This is a genomic window from Mesorhizobium sp. ESP-6-2 (assembly GCF_020164675.1).
In the GTDB taxonomy this organism is placed as follows: domain Bacteria; phylum Pseudomonadota; class Alphaproteobacteria; order Rhizobiales; family Rhizobiaceae; genus Mesorhizobium.
In genome coordinates this window covers 437352-455756 of the sequence record NZ_JAIUGT010000002.1, presented here as the reverse complement: position 1 = coordinate 455756, position 18405 = coordinate 437352, and the positions used below count along the sequence as shown (strand labels likewise).

Sequence of the window (18405 nt, the reverse complement as noted above, 5' to 3'; positions counted from 1 at the left end):
CTAGTTGTTTTCGTTCCGGTCGGTGCCGCCGAAAGAGCGAAGCCTTGACCGAACCAGCCGGCCGCGCGGGCTGAACTGCACGCGCTCATCGACGGCGTCGAGCGTCTTGGCGTTCTTCAGCCGCTTTTCGTAGATGCCATAGAGATCGTTGCGGTTGCCGCGATCGGAGGAGATCGGAAGCCCACATTGGAAGGCGAGGAAGGCTTCCATGGTCTTGGCGAAGGGCTGGCGCCATGCCGCGACGTTCCAGCCGTATTCGTCGTCATCCGAAACATAGCGAACATAGAGCGGGTCGATGTTGGCGTACCAATAGCCCGTCTCGTCCTCATAGTTCTCATAGCTTTCGACAAACGTGCCATCCGAGGAAATGGAGGCGGTACGAACCCAATCGGTCGGTTTGGAGAAGGCATAGGTGAGGCCGAACAGCGGGGCCACGTCCTCATCATTGGAAAGCTCGACTGCGCGAATCGAGAAGTTCCACAGCCCTTGGGTGAGCATGTAGTCGCCAGCATCCTGCCAAGCCGAATCCAGCGCATTGCGGGCCGCGCTGACTTCGGTCAGGCTGGACAGTCCAGCCGCATTGCCGAGCAACTGGAGCGCGCCGCGATAGATTGCCAGACGGTCAGCCATGGGGAACCTCGCATTGCATTGAGATGACCCGGCCGCCCGTAAGAGTATCGACCAAGCCCGCTATCCGTACCGCCTCTTCTGCTGAGGCCCCGGCATACAGAGCACCCAGAGCTGGCGGCATCCCTGATCCCCACGCCATGAATTTGGCGCTTTCAATGTAGGAGTGACCATCTTCGAAGACTTCGATCTTTCGCCCGATGGCTACGATGCGGGCGTCGCCTTCGGGCTGCGCTTCAGACCGGTCGCTTTCGATCCACTTCAACAGTTTAGCGGCAAGTGCCCACTGCCCCGTTGCACCAGCCGCCCGCCCATCCTTAAGACGAAACAGCTTGGTTTCCTTGCCGGGCTGTATCCACCCGTTGCATGTGCCACGACTATCGGCGGCGAGGATGCCGTCCCGATACGCCAGCGTGGTCATGCGGCAAGCCCGCTGGCCTTGGCGGCATGGGTAATGGCCGCCAAGGTTGCTTCGAGCCGGCTCTTGTGGTTGCGGCTGACTTCCATGACCGGATCTTCGGTCAGCACACGCCAGCCAGTCTTGGGGGCATGGTTGACCTTGTAGCCGGCCGGGACATCGGGGATATCGGCGGGCTCGGCGGCAGGAGCGGCACGCGCGTGCAGTTCGAGCGAATGCAGAACAGCCGTTTTGACGAAGCCAACGCCGACTTCAACGACAAGGAGATGTAGGCGCCAGGCGCGGTCTTCCGGCCAGACGATCACCTCATCATCGACAAAGACCTTGCTGAAGACATTGGCCCAGTTGCCGGGCACCATGACATCCGCCGGCGTCATGTCGACCGGGACTTTCATGCGGCGCAACGTGCGGGTAAGGTCAGCGGCGTTGACCGCTGTCTGCGCGGGAATTTTCATGATTTGCCTCATGTTTGTGGGGCGGTTCGGGGCCCAGCCGAAGCCAGGCCCCTCGACCGCAGGTGGAGGCAACACCGCAGCCGAAGCCGCAGGGTTGCGTATCAGGTAATGGCAACGGGCGCCGCTACCGTGGCGGCTGCACCAGAGACCGATGCAACCTGGTAGCGCTTGTACTTGGCGGTGCCGACGTTGACGGCATCGACAAGATCACCAACGCGCATGCCCTTGGTCACGCCGTCCGAGAAGTAGGAAGCGCCGATAATGGTGGCGTCCGCATCCGGGGTAGCGTTGAGGTACAGAAACACGCGCGGCAGTGAACCGCCGACCGGGTTAATGACCATTGCGAGGTTGTCAGCGACATAAGCCATGTTCGTTCTCCTTACGTGGCCACGAACGCCGAGCCGTCGTGAGTGATTTTCACGATGCCGGTGTTCTGGAGGATTTTGCCCGCATGGAAGACGGAGGCGCGAGACCAGGACGTATCCTGCTTCTCGTCGTAGCCGATGGCGATCGACTCCTCACCCACGTTCACCGCATAGCCGATGGCGTCGCGATGGAACATGTAGCAAAGTTCCGATGCCGTACCGAGGCCGGTGATGCGGCTCGAAACGGCCCAGTTGATGCCCATCCAGCGGAACATCTTGCGCGCCGGGCCGCCGAACGGCTTGACTTCCACGTAGTCGCCCGAAGCGAATTCGGTCGTCTGCATGAGATAGCCACGGAAGGCCGGCGTGATGATGCAGAACATATTGTTCTCATCTTCCACGGGGACATCCGCATTGCCGAGGATAGCCTGAGCGCCGGCAACGGTTGCGAGCGAAGCGGTGCCCGTGCCGAAGTCCTGCGTGGCGTTGGCAAGCTCAGCAAGCAGGGTGAGGTCGATGTCGCGGTTGATGACCGCCATCGAATTCATCTGCATGATGCGCTTCTGGTCGCCCTGCGAGGCGAAGATGTTGAACCCGGTCAGCTCATACGGCGCATGCTTTTCAACAAGCGTCGCGGTCTGCTGGGAGTTGGTCGGGTTGCCATACGGGATCTGTCCGTTGGTCCCACGGGTAACGGCAGTGTCGGTACCGGAGCCGGCCACCAGGAACGTAGCCTGATTGCCCTTGATCACCGATTCCTTGGTCGTCATGGCCTTGAGCAGGCTCACGCGCTGCTCGAAAGCCCCGACGAACTCCTGCCGATACTGAATCATTGCGGCTTCGATAGCCATGATCGTATCCTTTCAAGATTGAGGGGGTTTGGAGCCGCAGATGCGCAGGGTGGCCGCAGGCGTTCCGGGGCCGCTTTGCGCGGGGTGGCCGGTGTCCTTCGGGGCTTCACGTCTTGGGCGGTTTGAAGAAATCCGTTCGATGGGGCCGTTGCCGGGGTGGCCATCGTTCGGACAGTAAAAAGGCCCGCCAAAGCGAGCCATTCATCCTCTGACTGGCGTCAGGAATTCCTATTTCTTGCGCTTCAGTTCCTTTTCCAGGAGCGTGGCGTATTCCTTGTCGAGACCCTTTTCGTAGTACTCATCGGTCCCGATGATCTTCTTGATCTCTTCGATGCGGGCGGTGTGCTTGCGCTCACTGTCGCTCGTGGTGAAGGCGACATCGCCGAACTTGTCGCGCCCCATATCCGAGGCCCACGCGATGAATTCGGGGATATCTCCGAGCCTGCGCCCGTCGACACGGGCTTCCGCCCATTTGGCGCCGAGGCCAGGAACCGTTTCGATCCAGCGATGGGCAATGGTGGTGTTGGCCTTGTATTCGCCGTGCGCCCAATCTTTGCGGAGGGCATCCTCTGCATTTTCGGAGGCGGCTCTGTCTTCCTCCGCCTGCTTTGTTGCCGCCGCCTCTGCCATCTCGACGTACCATTCAGAGGCAATCTCGACCACGGCGGGCGGCGCGTTCTTCTTGTGCGCGAACTCCGTGAAGCTGGACAGGATGGGCTTGTCCTCGTCCACCATGCGCTTGGTGACGGTTTCCGGCAGCTTGTAGCCGGTCGGATCGTCCGGGATGCCTTCTTCCTTGCGCCAGGCTGCCATTGCCTTTTCATCGGAAGGATCAGGCATTGAGGTCTTGGACTTCCCAGATCGGATGATCTTTTCCTTCTCGACAAGCGCCTTTGCAACGCCGGAGAGCGAGCCGTAGCGCTTCAGGAGCTTAAGAACATCCTCGTCTTTGCCGGCCGCTAGTTCGCGCCAGTTGTCCGGGAGGGCGGCTTCATCCTTTTTCGGAGGATTGGCCTTCTCGAACTCGGCAAGCGCCGCTGCGTTTTCCTCATCGGACTTGGTGGAGTCGGCGACGAACTCTTTTGCAGCCTCGCCAGACGCCGGTTTGTCTGCGCCGGTCTTTGCTGCGTCGGAAGCCTTCGACGCGTCTGCCGCCTTATCCTTGCCCGCCTCAACTGCCTTCCCGGCGTCATCGGCAGTCTTCGTGGTGTCGTCCACCTTATCGGCGACGATATCGCCTGTCTGTTCGGTCATTCCTTCGCCTCTTGCCTCTTGCCTCGAACTGGTTTGGCCGCTTGAGCTTCGAGAGCCTTGAGCGTTTCAGGGCGGGTCATCTTCACGATCTGCGCGCCAGCAAAGCGGCGCCCCTCGTGAAAGTCGGTTGCCCTGCGGCCATCCTCGCCACCAGACCGGTAGCTGAGGTCGTAGTAGTTGCAGACCTGATGGATGATCCAGTCCATTGCCATCTGCTGCTGGCCTTCATTGGCCTTGCCGGCGATCACGGCTCTAATGGCCATGAGGATGTCTTTGTCGTAGGCGGCCGGGGAATGCGCTTCCGTCACCAGCCAAGCGCCTTTGCGATGGCGGCGCAGACCGCGATGTAGGTGAGCACCATTGCTAGGACGATGCCGCCAACAAAGGCCGCAGCGATGAGCATAACTGCGACGGCTGTGCTCACTGGAAACCCTCAGGCAGAATGAGGCTGCTGTTGGCCATGCTGGAGACCATCGCTTCCAAACCAAAGTCGATATTAGCGACGGCCATCTCTCGATACTGGCGCCGTTCAATCCGGCCTTTCGATCCTCTACCGATCGCAGCGCCGGCACAGAACGCCAGTACGCCAGCGATCGCCTCAACGCTCATAGGCGATTGAGATGTGTGGATGCGGATAGTTTCGCCGATGGCATGCATCAGGCGTTCGTGGCTTTCGCCAACCTTCACTTTTCCAATCGCCATAGTTGCCTCCTATGGTTTGCGATTGAGGTTCTGCTTCAAAAGCGCCGTGATGCCGAGCGATGTTTCACGTGGCATATCGCGATGAGTAACGCAGCCGGCCAGCGCAATGAGCAGCAAGAGCGCGCTACCGCGCATTGATCAGATCCTTGACCATCGTCGGGAAGGAGCCAAACAGAAAGCCAGCCGATGTGAACGCCAGCTTTTGCAAGGGGTCGCTTATTGCCGCCCCGCTCATCGCGAGATAGCAGACCTCAAGAATGGTGCAGAAGCACACCACGACGAGCAGTATCCAGCCCGACATGATGATGAACTCGGCTACCCTGCCGATCTGCGGGGTTTCGCTCACGCGGCCAAGCCTGCCTGTTGCAGTTTCACAGCGGTGTCCGCGACCTGTCCGCCAACCTGTGCGCCGCCCTGTAGGAACTCGGCGGCCTGCGTGAGCTTTGCGACCTGATCGATCTGGTCCGCGCCTTCCTCTTGTGCCTGTTCATCCGCGAACCAGTCGGCCGGCGCTTGGGTGCCGCGCACGGCATCCTTGGTCATCTGCTTGAAATCCATCATTGCCGGGATTGTCTTGTCGAACTGCGCACCGCCAGCAAGGATCTGCACCGATTCCTGGAAAGCCTGCACGTTCTGCCTGCCCTGCACGGTGTTGAGCGGGCCGTCGAAGATGAAGGTCACGTCGGCATCGGACAGCGCCTTGGGCATATCCTCGATATTGAACGCCTTGTTGCGCACCGCCATCTGGAAACCGATGTCCAGTAACGGCAGATGGTATTCGCTCTCGATGGGCCCGGTGAACGGCAGGATGGCCCTGCGGTATTCCTCAAGCCTCGCCTGCGTCTCGAATGCGGTCTTTTGCTGCGGCGGCAGATTGATCTTGTTGAGCAAGAACGATTCCGCAATAAGGTTGCGAACGTCCTGCTTCATTTCCATGCCCATGCTCAAGCCATTCGAAGGCTGCTCGAACATCATGGCATCCTGGATTTTCTGGTCCGTCTCGAGATCGACATAGGTCAGGCCACCGGCATAGCGGTTGACGGCATCGCGGAAGATTTCGCCCCTGCCGTACATTGGCGGGTCAATAGCCTTCTCGCCCTGCTCCAGGAGGATGCGAGCCAGCGACTGAAGCATTCTGCCATCGGGCAGCGCATTGATGGTGGCTGGGCTGAAACCCTGTGGAAAGCTCGACACGGTGCGCCAGCGAGGGATGACGTAGTTGAAGACCGGTAGCGGCCCCTCGCCCAAGACATTCTGGTGCTCGCAATCGATGTAGAGCGAGCAGAACGGATTGTCCTTGTACTGGCGGCGCTTGGCCTTGTCGTCGCCATATATCTCCTCGAACGGCAGAACGACGTGGCGAACCTTGAATTCCTTTGACGGCTCCTTCTCGGCCGCCAGAACGACATCGGAATGGATGGTCTTGGGCCAGCGGCGCTTCATGTTGCGGGCGGTCATCGGCATGTTGCGCTGGTTGTGGTCGATCCTGCCGACCGCGTTCTCCATCCACGCGCATTCCTTGGGATGCCAGTCGCGGAACAGGAAGTGCGTCCGATCCGGGCTTTCCTCGACCGACAGGACAGGATTGCCGAACGCCACCCAGTCATGATCGGCTTCATTGGTGGCGCGGACGAAATTGGCGCGGCGATCATAGACCAGCCGACGGAAATGCGTGGTCGCGTATTCCAGCCAGCGAGCGTTCGCGGGATCTTCGTCAAGCTCCTCAAGGCCAGTCTTGACGGAGAACCAGTCGCCTTGCCGCAGCAGAGCCCCAATGGTGTTGCCGAGGGTTTCGCGCGCCTGGACCGTGTAGCTGTCCATCAGGTCGCGAGAGAAATCATCCCCGAGCGTAAACACCGTGGTGAAGTCCGCACGGAACGGGTAGAAGTTCAGCGCTATATCCTGGCAAAGCTCGTCCCATTGGCGCTTTTTTGCGAAAAGCTTATCTCCGATGGAGACCAACTCGCGGGCGCGCGTGTCCATTCAGTTAGCCCGCCGATCCCAGGAGGCTGTTGCCGTAGCTGGTGGTGCCCGCGCTCGCCCCGCCAGACGGCCGGGAAAGCACGGTGGACGCCCTGCCCGAACGCTGGGCGATCTGACGGCGCTGGCGATCCTCAGCGGCAACGACGCTCGTGTCTTCGGGCGTCGGCATGCGGGCAGCTTCAGCCGGCTTCGGGGCTTTGGGGAATAGAAAACCCATGAGGCTCTCCTATGTGAGCAGTGAAATTGCAGAGATAACGACGGTGGCCCACGAGGCCACCGCAAGGCCGAAGCGAACGGCAGCGGCATTAAACCCGCCATGGACTTCATGATATGCACGGGCCTCTTCGGCCAAGAAGGCAAGTGCGGCGGTGAGACCGGCAAACCACCAGGCGACCGGTGTATTGGTATGGAAGCCGGCAGCCGCGAGAATGAGCAGCAGTACCGCTCCAGCCGTGTTCTGGTTCATGCGCGCCTCCGCTTCATGTTGGTGTGGCCCAGATTGACAACTGGTGGCCGGTGTCCGTTCGGTCCTGCATTCTGTTTCGTCATGGCCGGGAACAGCGACGCCAGACCCCAGATCATTGCGTCAGCCCGATCCGGTGAACGCGAGCCCACATAGCCTGCTGTCGTCATGGCGCAGAGCTGGTCTTCCATCTCGGGGAACAACCCAACGAGAGAGACCTTCTGTTGATCGAAGAGAGTGGCGATCGGTTCGGCCCTGGCAATCTTGCCTCGGCTGGCCCTCACGGACCTGTACGGTACCGGGCCGCCCGTCTTGCGGCTGCTGTCTGCACTGGCGCTGCGGATGATCTCCTGCACCATCGCGCCGCCGAAATTCTCTTCCGCAACCACGCAATCGGCTTCGTGCCGGTCATAGGCCGAAACTACCGCAGCACCCCATTGAGCGGGTGCCATGCGCCCTGAAAGGTCTTCGAGGATGTACCCCCGCCCGTCCTTGCCGAGACCGCAAACGACTATCCCGACCTCATCGGAGCGCTTGTCTTCCTCGCCGGACACCCCTGAAGGATCGACCGCGACCACGATGCGAACCATGTCGGGGACCTTGCCGTCTACAACCCTCTGCTGATCGAGAAGCTCCAGCGTCCAAAGTGCGGTATCAGTGACATCCGCGAACTGTCCAAGCCAAAAGCGGCGCCGCATCGATTCCGACATGCTCTGGAGTTCTTCCAGGTATTTCGGATCGAGGTTGGCTTCGTTGTCCTTCGGGTTCATCATGATCGCGGCGAAGTTGCCGGGATTGGCTACCGGCGTTCTGCGATCAGGATCACGGCGTTCGACAAAGAGGCGATAGGTCCAGTGCGCCATTCCAGGCGGGTTGCAATCATAATAGGCTTTGAGCCGTAGCGGCGTCTTCTGGGCAAGACGCGTGATCGCCATGTTGCGTGAGGCATATGGGATCTGCGAGCACTCATTGAGGTAGAGCGTCGCATACTCCTGCCCGAGGATCTTTTCGGTGCGCTCCTTGTCGTCCAGGCCGCCGAACCAGATTTCCGAGCCGTTGGGCAAGGAATAGTACCAGTCGGTCTTGTCCAGCTTGCAGTTGTCGGCAACGCCGGGGAAACAGAGTTCCATCACCTTGGGCAGCGTATCGAGGACGATCGATGCCTTGATATGGTTGAACCGGTAGCGCAGCATCGCGTGGCGGCTCTTGTGAGCCAGTGCGCGGATGAGGACAGCCCGAACGAAACCGAATGTCTTGCCCGATCTCGAACCGCCATAAGCCATGACATGCGTGGCGTCTGACGAGATGAGAGCGACTTGGGCTTCCTGCTTCGGCGTGAGCTTGAAGATCACAGGATGCCGGCGTCCTTGGAGGCGATGGTCACATTAACCAAAACGCCAGCGCTCACCTTCTCGTCATCCAGCAGCTTGTGAAGCTTCGCCTTGCCCATGATGGCAGAGACCGCAGCAGCGGCCCCTTTGGGATCGGCCATTGCATGTGAGCGGGCCTTTTCCAGCTCGGCTGTCAATGATTCAACGGAAACCATGGCCATATCGCGGGCCATATCCCGAAGCTCTTGAACCCTTGCGGACACCTTGGGGCTGGCCAGGAGACGGCTGGCCTCGCTCCAGATGGTTTCAGGCTTAGTGTCTTCGCCTACGTCAAACGACCGTCGATAGGCTTCTGACGCATTGCCTGTCTCAACGAATGCGAGGGCGAAGTCATCCTGCTTTTGGGTCAATCCATCCTTGGACACGGCCTGCCTCCAAGCCAGTTCACTCGGTTACGGTGTCTTGCTGCAATGCAGCCAATGCCCTCTTTTCGGCAATCGAGACTGCCAAGGCGATTTGGCGGCGCACTTCTTCCTGAGCCTTGCGCTGGTCGGCGGGGTCAGGACGGTTGCGCCGCCTGTCGAGAGGGTTCATCAGGCCTTGACGACCATGAACGCGATGACCAGCGTACCGTTGACGGCCGCACTGGCATGGATGTTCTGAATCGTGATGACAGCAGAGCCGGCAGCAGGGAGAACGTCCGCAACCGTCACGGTGCCGGTGGTTGCCGTGCCCTTGCCAACCGAGACGTAAACCTGATCCGCAGCCGCGATCTTGGAGTTGGTCAAGGTCAGGACGTGCGTGGCGGCAGCCGCCGTGGTCAGGGCGCCAGTGGTGATCTTGCCCGACACCTTGTTGAGCGTAGCGGTTCCCGTGGCACCAGTGCCGGTAGCCGTTGCCGTCTTGGTGCCGCTATCGAGGCTGATCGAGCCTTCTTCGTGGCGCAGGGTGTTGTTCTCGTCAAGGCCGAGCTTCTTGCCGTAGAGGGAATGGAACATGAGGGGGCTTCCTTATGATTGCTGTTGCTTGGTGCCCGGATGGAGCGGCGGGCGCGCTCAGGTGTAGATGACGTTGAGACCGACCACGTCGGCAGATACCAGCGCCGTGGTGTCGGCATCCGCCGCCAATGCGGTCAGCGCATAAGCCAGGCCCTTTTTGAATTCGAAGGGCGTCGGGAAACTGAACGAGAAGCCGGATGCCGGCGGCAGCGGGAGCGTCATCTTGGGCGTATCGGTGCCGACCGTTGGCGCACTCGCCTTGTCATAGAACTTGAGGTACAGCACAGCGGCGGCTGTATTGTAGCCGATCACCGAATAGAGCTGGGCTGGGGCGGCCTTCGCCGAGGTGGCGTTCGTGCTTGCCGCAGAAGAGACGACGCGTGATACCGCATCTGGCCTAACGGACATGGGGCTTTCCCTTCTTTGGGAGTTATCCGAAGTCTTCGATCTGGTCGGCCAGGTCACGCAGGTATTTGACGACGGCCGGGAGCGGCATGGTGTGGGCCGCGAGACTGGTTGCTGTGTAGATTGCCTGACGAGCATGCTCAGAGAGGAAGAACGCGGTTTCCCTCTCGGCTATCTCTGTGATCTGGCGGGGTTCAGCCATTTGTGTTCCGCATGAGGGCCATCGAGGGGATTCCAACCCGCGTAACGGGCGGCGGGACATAACCCGCGTCCTCGACGGTCTGGCTTGCAGGCGGCGCAGTCATGACGATTGCGCGCTTATCCGCAACGTGGTCAGGCGACCAACACTCGCTCCGGCCTGCAATTTCTTGGTTTGGAGCGGACTGTCGGAGTCAAACCGACCTTGGGAGCTTGGAAGGCTCTTGCTTCATCTCGAAGAAGCCCGCGAATTGGGGATTTGCTGTCCTTCAGACGCAAGTCTGAGTGATGACATAACGTCACAAAACCTGATTTGCGCGCCGAAGTCAAGCGGCATGGCGATTTTCTTGCATGGTTTTGAAGTGGCGCGCAAAAACGTTGCACAGAAGACGGGTTTCACCGATCATGTGATGCATTGGCTTGTCCTCGATAACCACGTATTGGAGGGCCGCCCACAGGTTGCCGCGGCAATAATTTTGCTCGCCCTGGATCGCCTGCTTGAGGGCCGTCCACTCCTGAACAGTCGATTTACACCACTTCTCATAAGCCTCGGATATCTCGCCATCCCCTGAACCGCGCGCTTCCGGATCGTAGATTGCGGCAGGCGACTTGATCGCCCGCAACAGGCGCTCGCGGAAGCGCAAATATTCCAGCGCGCCTTCGTACTGGTCGTCCGACAGTCCATCGCGCGGCCCGATCATGTTGAGGTAGCCGATGAAGCTGCCCGCCTTCTGATCCTTGGCCTGGTCTTCTGTTATGCCCATCATGCGGACACGGACAGAGATTGCCGTCTTGTCCGGTGCCTCGCTATCGATCCCAGAACGTGACACGCGCCCACTCGGCTCCCGTGGCCCCTCTGCTCTCGGCCTGCCGCGTTCGCGCTTTGCTCTCAGCTTCGCCGCTTTGGTAGCTGCCTTCATGTGTTTATTCCTTTGGGGAGGATGGGGAGCGGATTTCAGCAGCGATGTCCTCCCCGACGCCAACCGCGTAGAAACGGCGGTCATCGAAGTAGACCTTGCGAGCGTTGATAGTTTCCGCAATCGTTGCGCAGCGCTCCCGCTCATCCATTAGAGCGTGCGCGATGGCCGAAACAGTGTCTGGGTTCCATTGATTGGGCGTAAGGCAAGCCTCAGCCTTCTTGCGGATGTCTGGGGGGAAGGCCATGAGGGTCAATCCCGATAGAGCGGCGAATTGGTTGCGAAGAGCGCGGCACCGAACACAGCGCCGCATACGACCATGGCCGTTCCGCTGAGCCTTAAGGCAAAATCAGCATCCCAGATGACAGAGATTAGCGCCGCGACTGCTCCAATCAGCATCCCTACTAGAGAACTGATGCCACAGAATGTTATAATGTCTTTCATCTATTCATCCCACTTCAGTTTTCGGTATCGAACCCACGTGATGCGGTACTTCCCAATTGTCATGCTGGGGCGGAATCCGTAGCGCTCGCTAAACAGCGTGTGCTTGGCGAGCTTGAAGTTCAGGCGGCCAAACCAGAGCGGGATGGAGAAGAGCGGATAAAGGCGCTTCATCTACTCCTCCTGCTTTGTGGGAGAGGCTTCAGCGCTCGCACGAGCCCATGACCTAGGGCTCGCCCGCGTATAGAGATGCTGCTGACAGGATGGGCAAAGCTCATAGCTGCGCTCGCCATCAGCGTGGGAGCCAACCGGATACCCGCTGAAGCCCCCAAGAGTCACCGTAATGCGCCTCCAATCACCCTTGTGCGGAGCCGGGGCCATAACCCTTTCCTCGTCGCACCCGTCGCAAGTCCAGACAGTTTTCTCGCTCATGTCTTCACCCTTGGCCCATCGCGCAGCCCTCTTTAGCCATGGCGTCGTCTCGCCTAGCCCTCGTCGGTCGATAGACGCCTGCCTTTTCCACCGCATGCAAAATCGATGTGTGGTCACGATTGAAAATCCTGGCTATCTGCGGCAACGAAAGATCGGGGCGCTCTGAGTAAACCAGCGCGATCGCCTCGAACCGAATGGCGGTGATGACATCGCTGCGGCCATAGCCCTTGATGTCATCCACGGTAATGCAGTGCTTGTCGGCAACGGACTTGATGAGATCGGCGGCTGGAGTTCGGTTCACCATGTCGTCGCTCCTGAGACCGGCTGCCCCAAGAACCTTCCCCGCCCGCGCTTCCGCTTCCTCCTTCATCGCAATGGCCTCCGCGATCAGCTCGGCAGCATAGGAGCGGGCTTCATTGATGATCTTTTCAGCCTCAGCCTTGGCCTTAAGGCGAGCCGAGCGAATGATTTGCGCAGATTCGACAATCTCGCCTGATACCGGCATTTGCCGCACGGTCTGGCGCTCGCGAATGCCACGCTCGGTTGCCCTATACGAATACACTTGCATGTTACTCACTCCGCTGCTGCTTGCTGTTTTGGGGCCGGTCCATAAACGATCCCTAGCGTTGCGATCCATTTCGCTCCAACCGGAATTTCCTTGGCCGCGCTCATCTTTCGCCATTGATCGTAGGTGATGTTTTCGAACAGGACCGGGAGGTGTGCGTTTTCTGCCAATCGCTTCTGTTGCCGAACCTGGAAGGGTGCGAGCGGGCCGGGGAAATAGCGCGGGGCCGGTAACCGTGGCTTGGCCATCAGGTCGATAAGCTCCTGCCGCTTGCGGGCTTCTGCAACGAACTCTGGTCCCGTTGGGGGGAAGGTCATGGACTGGCCTTCGACATCGCCCGCCGCGAACCGCTTCGCCGCCTCAATGATGGCGAGATCGCTCTGCTCTTCCAAAAGCTTGCCCAGCGTCAGCAACCGGACTTGGTAATCCTGGTTGGTCTGGCCGAACTCGTTCAGCATCCACGTAATCGCATCCTCGGCTTGCTGGTTCATTTCGGATCATCCTGAGAGAGAGATTGGCCTCGACCGCGTTCATGCGCTTGCCGGCTGGCGGGGAGCCTCGCCTTCGATCTCGCACCCATTCCACCTCGAAGCCTTGCCAGCAGCGCTCGATCATGATGTCTGCCGCTTCATTGGCATCGCCCCAAGCAGCGAGCTTATTGGCCAGGAGCTTCGCCCCGTAGGCTGTCAATGGCTTTTTGATGGTAAGCCGTCTGTGATCGAAGACGGCGCGGGCGCGCTCCGCGTCGAGGACGGCCATCAAGTTGGCGAGGATTTCGTTCATGCGGCTGCCTCAAGTTCGATACGGACGCATCCACCCTTTACTGACGCCTCTTTGCGGATGGCGATTTCCCAATTTGAATCGTCAATGCCGATTACGTCGGCGATCCCGTCGAGGTAATTCTTGATGTTCGAAAGCATCCCGTCCCGGTCCCTGCGGCGATTGTCGGGAGGGCAGAACACCGCCGTAACCTTCAGAGGGTTGGGAATGTCTGGATCATTGCGCCGGATGCCGGCGGCCAGCGTCAGGCCCCAGCCGAGCGTGCGGCATTCCTTTGCTGCCTTGGCGCGCTTGGACCAGTGCCCTCTAAAGTTCGGGTGGCACTCTCTGGGAGGCCAAGGAAGGGTTATAACCATGACCATCGCTGACCCCAAATGATCTTGTCTATCGCGCCCGAGCGAACGCCAAACATTTCCGCTATTTCTCTTCGGCTAACCTTGCCTTCGAGTTCTCGAATCCTGAGAACATCGCTTGCCGTTAGTTTGGATCGACCTTGGCGCTCGCCACGATTGGTCGTGCCGTGAAGAATTTTGTCGGCTTGGTTTTCCTTGGGGGTCGCCCATCGCAGATGGCGAGGATTGACGCAGCAAGGTTTTCCGCATCCATGAGCGACTTCTTTGCGTTCCGGTGACGGTTGAGGGCCATGCGCAGCTTCACAAAGTATCCGATGCGCTCGACGCGCACGGCCTTTGTTCCGCACTAGTGGATAGCCATGCTCATCTTTGTTGTATGGCCAAGCAAGGCACACTTCCCCGGAAAAGTTTAGGGCGTCGTTAAGGAGGAAGCGCATCGGCTCGCCATTGGGCGTTTTGGCCGTGGCAAGCGGATCGCCATGCCGCTGTAAGCGGCGCAAATGCATGTAGCAAAAGCCCTTCGACCTGTGAGGCTTGTCGCACCCATCCACGCTACAGCCGCTTGGATGCAGCTCGCGCGGGGGCCAGGGGAGATTTACAACCACGACCATGATTTTCTCGCGTGAATAAAACTGACGTTGCTGGGAGACACACCAAATCTATTAGCGATTTCTTTCTGCTGTATTTTTCCTTGTAGCGCGCGTATTTCATGCACGTCTGCTGCCGTGAGCTTTGACAGTCCATTCCGTTCGCCAAACGGATATGTCCCATGCACCAATTTATCCGCCTGGTTTTCCTTCGGTGTTTTCCATGAAAGATGTCGCTTGGTGACGCAGCCTAAATGACCGTTTCCGCATGAATGCGCCGCTTCATGTTCTGGCGTTGGGGGGGGGCCCGTTTACTTCCTCACAAACTTGGCGGCTAACGAATGTACCGCGCCCTTTAAGGGACATGCGCCCGCGCCCGCGAGTATTGCCAAATGGCCAGATTAAGCAGTCGTCGCTGTCGTGGGCCAGAACGACTTCAACATAGTAGCGCTGTACTTCGCCGCGTTTAGCCATGCCGGTGCCTCGTTTCACGTGAGGCGAGGATTGGGTTGCGGATCTTCAGTATTCCTGTCGGGACGTTCGTCCCAGCCTCGGCGAAGCTGCCTACAGGCAAGTCCGTCCAGTCGCCTTGGAGGTCGCCATGGTCGTACCAGGCAGTTGCCGGGAGGATGGACACCAGCGCGGCGCCCGGCTTCAGGAATTCCAGCGCGTGGCGAACATGCTTGACGTAGTGCCGGCCATAGAACGGCGGGTTCATCACCACCATGTCGAACTCGGCTCGGGCAGGATGCTCGAGGAAGTTGGCAGTCAGGACATTGTGACCCTTAGCCCGCGCTTCGGCTGCACGCCCCGCATGAACTTCGATGCCGAAGACACGATGCCCACGTGCGCGGATCGAATCCATGATCCGGCCGTCACCGCACGACGGCTCGAGGATGCGCGAAGGCTCGGGCGGGTTGTTCCGCCATTCCCTAAGATTGTAGACGCCAGCGAACTCCAGCGCCCGTTCGATCACACCGGGCGGGGACCAATAGAATTGCAGGTCTTTCGAGACTGCCGTGCCGGCGCGCGGCGTGGCGTTTTCCTCTTCGGCATCCGGCAGAACCTCGCCATAGAACTCGGCAAGTGCGCGATTGATGTCGAGAAGGGTTGCCGGCGCGAAGAACACATGCGCGTTGCCATTGCCGAACTTGCGGATTGTCATGCCCCGATCAACCGTCTGACCGATCGTCACCTTGCCATATCGATCTGTCTCTTCGGCTTGGCGCCCATCAAGGATCGCATCATCTCCGGCGCGATGCATGATGGCGATGGCGTTGAACTCCTCCCATTCCATCAACGGCTGGCCGCGATACGCAGCGAGCGCATTCACGATGTCGCGTAGCTTGTTCTTGCCATAGGTGTCCGAATAGCTGCCCCACGAACTGAGGATGACGCGTTTCGGCAAGCCTTTGACGCCGATCTTCACCTTCGAATGGGACTTATAGGCAGGGTCGAGATCGGCGAACGTCTCGGCTAGGCCTCGCAGGATATGATGCCGGGGCCGCTCCAGATAATCGCCGAATGTCGCCTTGGCATTGTCGAACGTCAGTTCTGGAGGATTCTCAATCGTCTGGTCGAAAAGCCTGCGGTCGCGCGCACTGGCGATGCGGTCGATCTGGAGGCGGTCATAGACAGCCTTCCACCCGGATTTGCAGAGGTTACGCTTCAGCGTCTCAGCACTAACGTAGGGCCTGTGCTGGGAAACCGGGCCGGCGAACTTGCCTTGGATGCAAGCCGCCATCTCCAGTCGCGAATAGGCCGCCTCGAAAGCTTTGACCTCGGCTTCCATGGCCTCGCGCTTCTGATCGTATTCCTCGATCAGGTCGATGACGGTGCTCTGTCGGGCAATTGCGTTCACGCTCTACTCCCAGCCTGCGAGGGCTTCAATCGCGCGGTATGCGGAATAGAGAGCACCACCCGTTGCAGCCCATCCGGCTGCAATGAGAAGCACCAGCATGAGGATTGGGTGAGATACTGGTGTCTCAGGCTCGTCGGAGTCTTCGACCTGGATCTTGGTCAAGCTGGTGTGAGCGTTCATGCCCTCGCCTCCATCTGCCGGAGGCGGCGCGCGCATTCCTGCTTCCCCTGGTGTGGCAGCCAGCGGCTCGGGTTCTTGGGACCGAGAAACGTCAACTCGGTAGTCGTGCCGTCAAGCTTTGGAAACTTCTGCTTCCACCTATCACGTCCTTTGCCGAAGCGATGAGCGGGGTTTCGTCCGGTGTGAGCGATCCAATATTGCGGGCTCATTGGTCATTCTCCGCTTTGTGAATGAGAGCCACTCCCAAGGCTGACAGCCGGCCGCCCCAAGCGAGCAATCTCCTGCCCGTAAAAATCAGGATCGATATCCGCAAGGCGCGAAGCAAGGACGGCGGCTTGCTGCCTGGCGATGAATGCTTCATGTCTGGCACGTCCCAAACCCTCCTCGTTGTGTCGCTCGACGGCTTCGCGGATTGCGTCCGCGAGATCGGCCGGCACTCTTTTAATTTTCTTCCACCGCAAACGTTCGATCACGGTTGGTGATAGTTTTGCAGCTCGCGCTGCCTTCCTGTTCTGGTCCTTGGCAGGGCCTTCGCCGCCCAAGAACCTGACGGCTAGTGCCATCTCTTCCTGAATTGCTTCAACTCGATACATTTCTGCTTCGCGCCGTGGGTTTTCCCGGTCACGCCCCTGTTTTTCCGTCATTGAGAATTCCTTCCGTTCTACGGTTTGAGCCGTAGACGACGGGCACCGACGAAAAGGCACCCGAGAAGGAAGAAGAGGAACCAGATGCGCGACCGCTTGAACTTGCAGGGACAGACGAAAGCGCAAAGGTGTTTTGTGTACGCGCCGGCAGGGGATAGTTTCCCCACGGCGAAAAGGCTTCGGCACGATAATCAGAACCACCCCTTTGGGGGACTTGAGGAACGAACATCAGCGCCGCTCCTGCCAGAAGCCCGTGTATTCACACGGTTCGAGATCGAGAGGCTTCCGGCACTCATGCATAAGCTCATTGAAAGCGGTCGCCTTCGCCGTGAGGCGGCGCTGAGATCTGGCGCGCTCAGCGGCTATTCCAGCAAGGAAGGCAGCGAGGATTAGAGCGTAGGTCACGCGCCCATATCCTCTTCGCAGGGTAAGTTTTCCTTGACGCCTTTCAGATTGACGAGATGGCCAAAATCAGTGACGCGGACGCGGCGGCGATCATGGTAGAATTCCACCATTTCCTCGGCGGCAAGCTTGGTCCAAGTGCCGCGCATATATGGGGCGCGTTGGCCGCCAGCGACCAGGATTTGGTTGCGGTCAAAAACTCCGTCGCCATTGCGATTGCGCAACCACAACAGAGCGGACAACATTGCCGAAGTTTGCTTGCTCGCGCTCATGGCCGCTCCTGTGAATTGGTGCCCGACGCCGCTTGGGAGGAGTGGTCAGCGTCGGGCTTCGCAGCAACACCGGAGGGTGACAGTGTGTGCGAATGGGGGATTGGAGGCTTGGGAAGGGGTTGCCAGTGGGTTACGTTCCAATGGCCGTGGCAGTTGTCCGGTCTGTAATGACGCTCGTCTGGATACACCCACACCGTTCCGAACAGCGCGTCACCAGCGCCTTTGAACCCGGCACCAGGGACCCACATAAGGCAGCGACCCTCGGGCGCCGTCTCAATGGGCATCCAGCCGTTTTCATCTGGCCCGCTCATGGCAGCACTCCGAACACGACGTAGAGGAACAGCAGGCCAAGAGCCGCTGTCTTGAGGATTTCAGTGGTGAGGTTGTCGTCGCAATGGAACAGAGCCGAGATTTCATCAGCGGCGCTCTCGGCAGGCGCGTTGTCGGTTGTGTTTCTGCGGTGAGGCTGATGCTCCTCACGCCTTTCCAGGCCGGCGCCGACGATCAGATTAGAATAAACATAGACGCGGTGTGCGGACTTCGCATCGCTCTCTCCTCTGGTTGTTGCCGATAGGTTATGATGGCTCAACACGATCCTGACCCTCCGCTTACCGAGCCGGTGATAATCCCTGACGTTTTTGCCGAGGGCGCTGAAGTTGACAGCATCAATGGCGAGATCAGAATCGTCTCTTGGGTGAACGTCCCCAGATCGGATGCCGCCGATGCCGAACGCCGCATTGTCGGGCGTCTGGTTCTGACCGATGGCGCTGCAAGAGCGCTCGTCCGAGATCTGCGAAAGGTGCTGAACCGAGGCGGCCAGTGATCGCGCTTTGTTGCAGCCGTTTACAATGCGGTTACCATGCTCAAAGTTCCCTGTTGGTTCCGCCATTTCAGCGATTGCTGTTGCAGTGCGATTTCCCA

At 59.4% G+C, this 18405-nt stretch carries 32 protein-coding genes and 1 tRNA gene; all 33 read right to left on the bottom strand.

Translation table 11 applies throughout. The features are described 5' to 3' along the window. Entirely contained in the window at positions 1-630 is a 630-nt protein-coding gene (locus LB532_RS07390) for a hypothetical protein (RefSeq protein ID WP_224556559.1), read from the bottom strand. Next, positions 623-1048, bottom strand: a complete 426-nt coding sequence (locus LB532_RS07385) for a hypothetical protein (protein ID WP_224556556.1) — start codon at positions 1046-1048, stop codon at positions 623-625. The genes LB532_RS07390 and LB532_RS07385 overlap by 8 nt, the downstream gene beginning before the upstream one ends. Beyond that, positions 1045-1500: a hypothetical protein gene (locus LB532_RS07380; protein ID WP_224556553.1), complete on the bottom strand. Its 456-nt coding sequence runs from the start codon at positions 1498-1500 to the stop codon at positions 1045-1047. The genes LB532_RS07385 and LB532_RS07380 overlap by 4 nt, the downstream gene beginning before the upstream one ends. A 101-nt stretch (positions 1501-1601) precedes the next feature. Further along, entirely contained in the window at positions 1602-1868 is a 267-nt protein-coding gene (locus LB532_RS07375) for a hypothetical protein (RefSeq protein ID WP_224556551.1), read from the bottom strand. Positions 1869-1879: 11 nt separating this feature from the next. Then, the gene (locus tag LB532_RS07370) at positions 1880-2716 is read right to left on the bottom strand and encodes a phage capsid protein (RefSeq protein ID WP_224556550.1); all 837 of its coding nucleotides are present in this window, start codon (positions 2714-2716) and stop codon (positions 1880-1882) included. A 228-nt stretch (positions 2717-2944) separates the two neighbouring features. Beyond that, complete coding sequence (locus LB532_RS07365; RefSeq protein ID WP_224556549.1) at positions 2945-3970, bottom strand: hypothetical protein; 1026 nt, start codon at positions 3968-3970, stop codon at positions 2945-2947. Further along, positions 3967-4278, bottom strand: coding sequence for a hypothetical protein (locus LB532_RS07360; protein WP_224556548.1), 312 nt, complete (start codon positions 4276-4278; stop codon positions 3967-3969). Before LB532_RS07360 ends, LB532_RS07365 begins: the two co-directional genes overlap by 4 nt. 112 nt (positions 4279-4390) lie before the next feature. Then, complete coding sequence (locus LB532_RS07355) at positions 4391-4672, bottom strand: hypothetical protein (protein WP_224556546.1); 282 nt, start codon at positions 4670-4672, stop codon at positions 4391-4393. A 124-nt stretch (positions 4673-4796) separates the two neighbouring features. Continuing rightward, a complete protein-coding gene (locus LB532_RS07350) occupies positions 4797-5018 on the bottom strand; it encodes a hypothetical protein (RefSeq protein ID WP_224556544.1) in 222 nt (73 codons plus the stop codon). Beyond that, complete coding sequence (locus LB532_RS07345; protein ID WP_224556543.1) at positions 5015-6655, bottom strand: portal protein; 1641 nt, start codon at positions 6653-6655, stop codon at positions 5015-5017. Before LB532_RS07345 ends, LB532_RS07350 begins: the two co-directional genes overlap by 4 nt. Before the next feature lie 4 nt (positions 6656-6659). Then, a complete protein-coding gene (locus tag LB532_RS07340; RefSeq protein ID WP_224556541.1) occupies positions 6660-6872 on the bottom strand; it encodes a hypothetical protein in 213 nt (70 codons plus the stop codon). A gap of 9 nt (positions 6873-6881) precedes the next feature. Beyond that, on the bottom strand, positions 6882-7121 hold the full coding sequence (locus tag LB532_RS07335; RefSeq protein ID WP_224556540.1) for a hypothetical protein: 240 nt from the start codon (positions 7119-7121) through the stop codon (positions 6882-6884). Then, positions 7118-8470, bottom strand: a complete 1353-nt coding sequence (locus tag LB532_RS07330) for a phage terminase large subunit (RefSeq protein WP_224556539.1) — start codon at positions 8468-8470, stop codon at positions 7118-7120. The genes LB532_RS07335 and LB532_RS07330 overlap by 4 nt, the downstream gene beginning before the upstream one ends. Beyond that, positions 8467-8874: a terminase small subunit gene (locus LB532_RS07325; RefSeq protein ID WP_224556538.1), complete on the bottom strand. Its 408-nt coding sequence runs from the start codon at positions 8872-8874 to the stop codon at positions 8467-8469. The genes LB532_RS07330 and LB532_RS07325 overlap by 4 nt, the downstream gene beginning before the upstream one ends. Positions 8875-8893: 19 nt before the next feature. Next, positions 8894-9043, bottom strand: coding sequence for a hypothetical protein (locus tag LB532_RS07320; protein ID WP_224556536.1), 150 nt, complete (start codon positions 9041-9043; stop codon positions 8894-8896). Then, entirely contained in the window at positions 9043-9447 is a 405-nt protein-coding gene (locus LB532_RS07315; RefSeq protein ID WP_224556535.1) for a hypothetical protein, read from the bottom strand. Before LB532_RS07315 ends, LB532_RS07320 begins: the two co-directional genes overlap by 1 nt. Before the next feature lie 57 nt (positions 9448-9504). Then, positions 9505-9855, bottom strand: a complete 351-nt coding sequence (locus LB532_RS07310) for a hypothetical protein (protein ID WP_224556533.1) — start codon at positions 9853-9855, stop codon at positions 9505-9507. A gap of 22 nt (positions 9856-9877) precedes the next feature. Then, positions 9878-10054, bottom strand: coding sequence for a hypothetical protein (locus tag LB532_RS07305; protein WP_224556531.1), 177 nt, complete (start codon positions 10052-10054; stop codon positions 9878-9880). 172 nt (positions 10055-10226) lie between these two features. Beyond that, positions 10227-10298, bottom strand: a tRNA-Gly gene (locus tag LB532_RS07300). A gap of 78 nt (positions 10299-10376) precedes the next feature. Next, the gene (locus tag LB532_RS07295) at positions 10377-10970 is read right to left on the bottom strand and encodes a hypothetical protein (RefSeq protein ID WP_224556529.1); all 594 of its coding nucleotides are present in this window, start codon (positions 10968-10970) and stop codon (positions 10377-10379) included. 4 nt (positions 10971-10974) lie between these two features. Continuing rightward, complete coding sequence (locus tag LB532_RS07290) at positions 10975-11214, bottom strand: hypothetical protein (protein WP_224556526.1); 240 nt, start codon at positions 11212-11214, stop codon at positions 10975-10977. Between the two features lie 5 nt (positions 11215-11219). Next, positions 11220-11411 carry a hypothetical protein gene (locus LB532_RS07285; RefSeq protein ID WP_224556523.1) on the bottom strand — a complete coding sequence of 64 codons (192 nt, stop codon included), beginning with the start codon at positions 11409-11411 and terminating at the stop codon, positions 11220-11222. Beyond that, on the bottom strand, positions 11412-11582 hold the full coding sequence (locus LB532_RS07280) for a hypothetical protein (protein ID WP_224556520.1): 171 nt from the start codon (positions 11580-11582) through the stop codon (positions 11412-11414). A gap of 262 nt (positions 11583-11844) precedes the next feature. After that, positions 11845-12408, bottom strand: a complete 564-nt coding sequence (locus LB532_RS07275; protein WP_224556518.1) for a helix-turn-helix domain-containing protein — start codon at positions 12406-12408, stop codon at positions 11845-11847. Between the two features lie 5 nt (positions 12409-12413). Continuing rightward, positions 12414-12896, bottom strand: a complete 483-nt coding sequence (locus LB532_RS07270; protein ID WP_224556516.1) for a hypothetical protein — start codon at positions 12894-12896, stop codon at positions 12414-12416. A gap of 288 nt (positions 12897-13184) precedes the next feature. After that, positions 13185-13547 carry a hypothetical protein gene (locus LB532_RS07265; protein ID WP_224556514.1) on the bottom strand — a complete coding sequence of 121 codons (363 nt, stop codon included), beginning with the start codon at positions 13545-13547 and terminating at the stop codon, positions 13185-13187. Further along, a complete protein-coding gene (locus tag LB532_RS30320) occupies positions 13532-13975 on the bottom strand; it encodes an HNH endonuclease signature motif containing protein (protein WP_224556650.1) in 444 nt (147 codons plus the stop codon). The genes LB532_RS07265 and LB532_RS30320 overlap by 16 nt, the downstream gene beginning before the upstream one ends. Positions 13976-14591: 616 nt before the next feature. Beyond that, positions 14592-15986 carry a DUF4942 domain-containing protein gene (locus LB532_RS07255; protein WP_224556513.1) on the bottom strand — a complete coding sequence of 465 codons (1395 nt, stop codon included), beginning with the start codon at positions 15984-15986 and terminating at the stop codon, positions 14592-14594. A 3-nt stretch (positions 15987-15989) separates the two neighbouring features. Continuing rightward, entirely contained in the window at positions 15990-16166 is a 177-nt protein-coding gene (locus tag LB532_RS07250) for a hypothetical protein (protein ID WP_224556512.1), read from the bottom strand. Positions 16167-16378: 212 nt separating this feature from the next. Beyond that, positions 16379-16810 carry a hypothetical protein gene (locus tag LB532_RS07245; RefSeq protein WP_224556511.1) on the bottom strand — a complete coding sequence of 144 codons (432 nt, stop codon included), beginning with the start codon at positions 16808-16810 and terminating at the stop codon, positions 16379-16381. A 401-nt stretch (positions 16811-17211) separates the two neighbouring features. Beyond that, the gene (locus tag LB532_RS07240; protein ID WP_224556510.1) at positions 17212-17484 is read right to left on the bottom strand and encodes a hypothetical protein; all 273 of its coding nucleotides are present in this window, start codon (positions 17482-17484) and stop codon (positions 17212-17214) included. Next, on the bottom strand, positions 17481-17732 hold the full coding sequence (locus LB532_RS30315; protein ID WP_224556649.1) for a DUF551 domain-containing protein: 252 nt from the start codon (positions 17730-17732) through the stop codon (positions 17481-17483). Before LB532_RS30315 ends, LB532_RS07240 begins: the two co-directional genes overlap by 4 nt. Positions 17733-17791: 59 nt before the next feature. Further along, a complete protein-coding gene (locus LB532_RS07230; RefSeq protein WP_224556509.1) occupies positions 17792-18373 on the bottom strand; it encodes a hypothetical protein in 582 nt (193 codons plus the stop codon). Between the last annotated feature and the right edge of the window lie 32 nt (positions 18374-18405).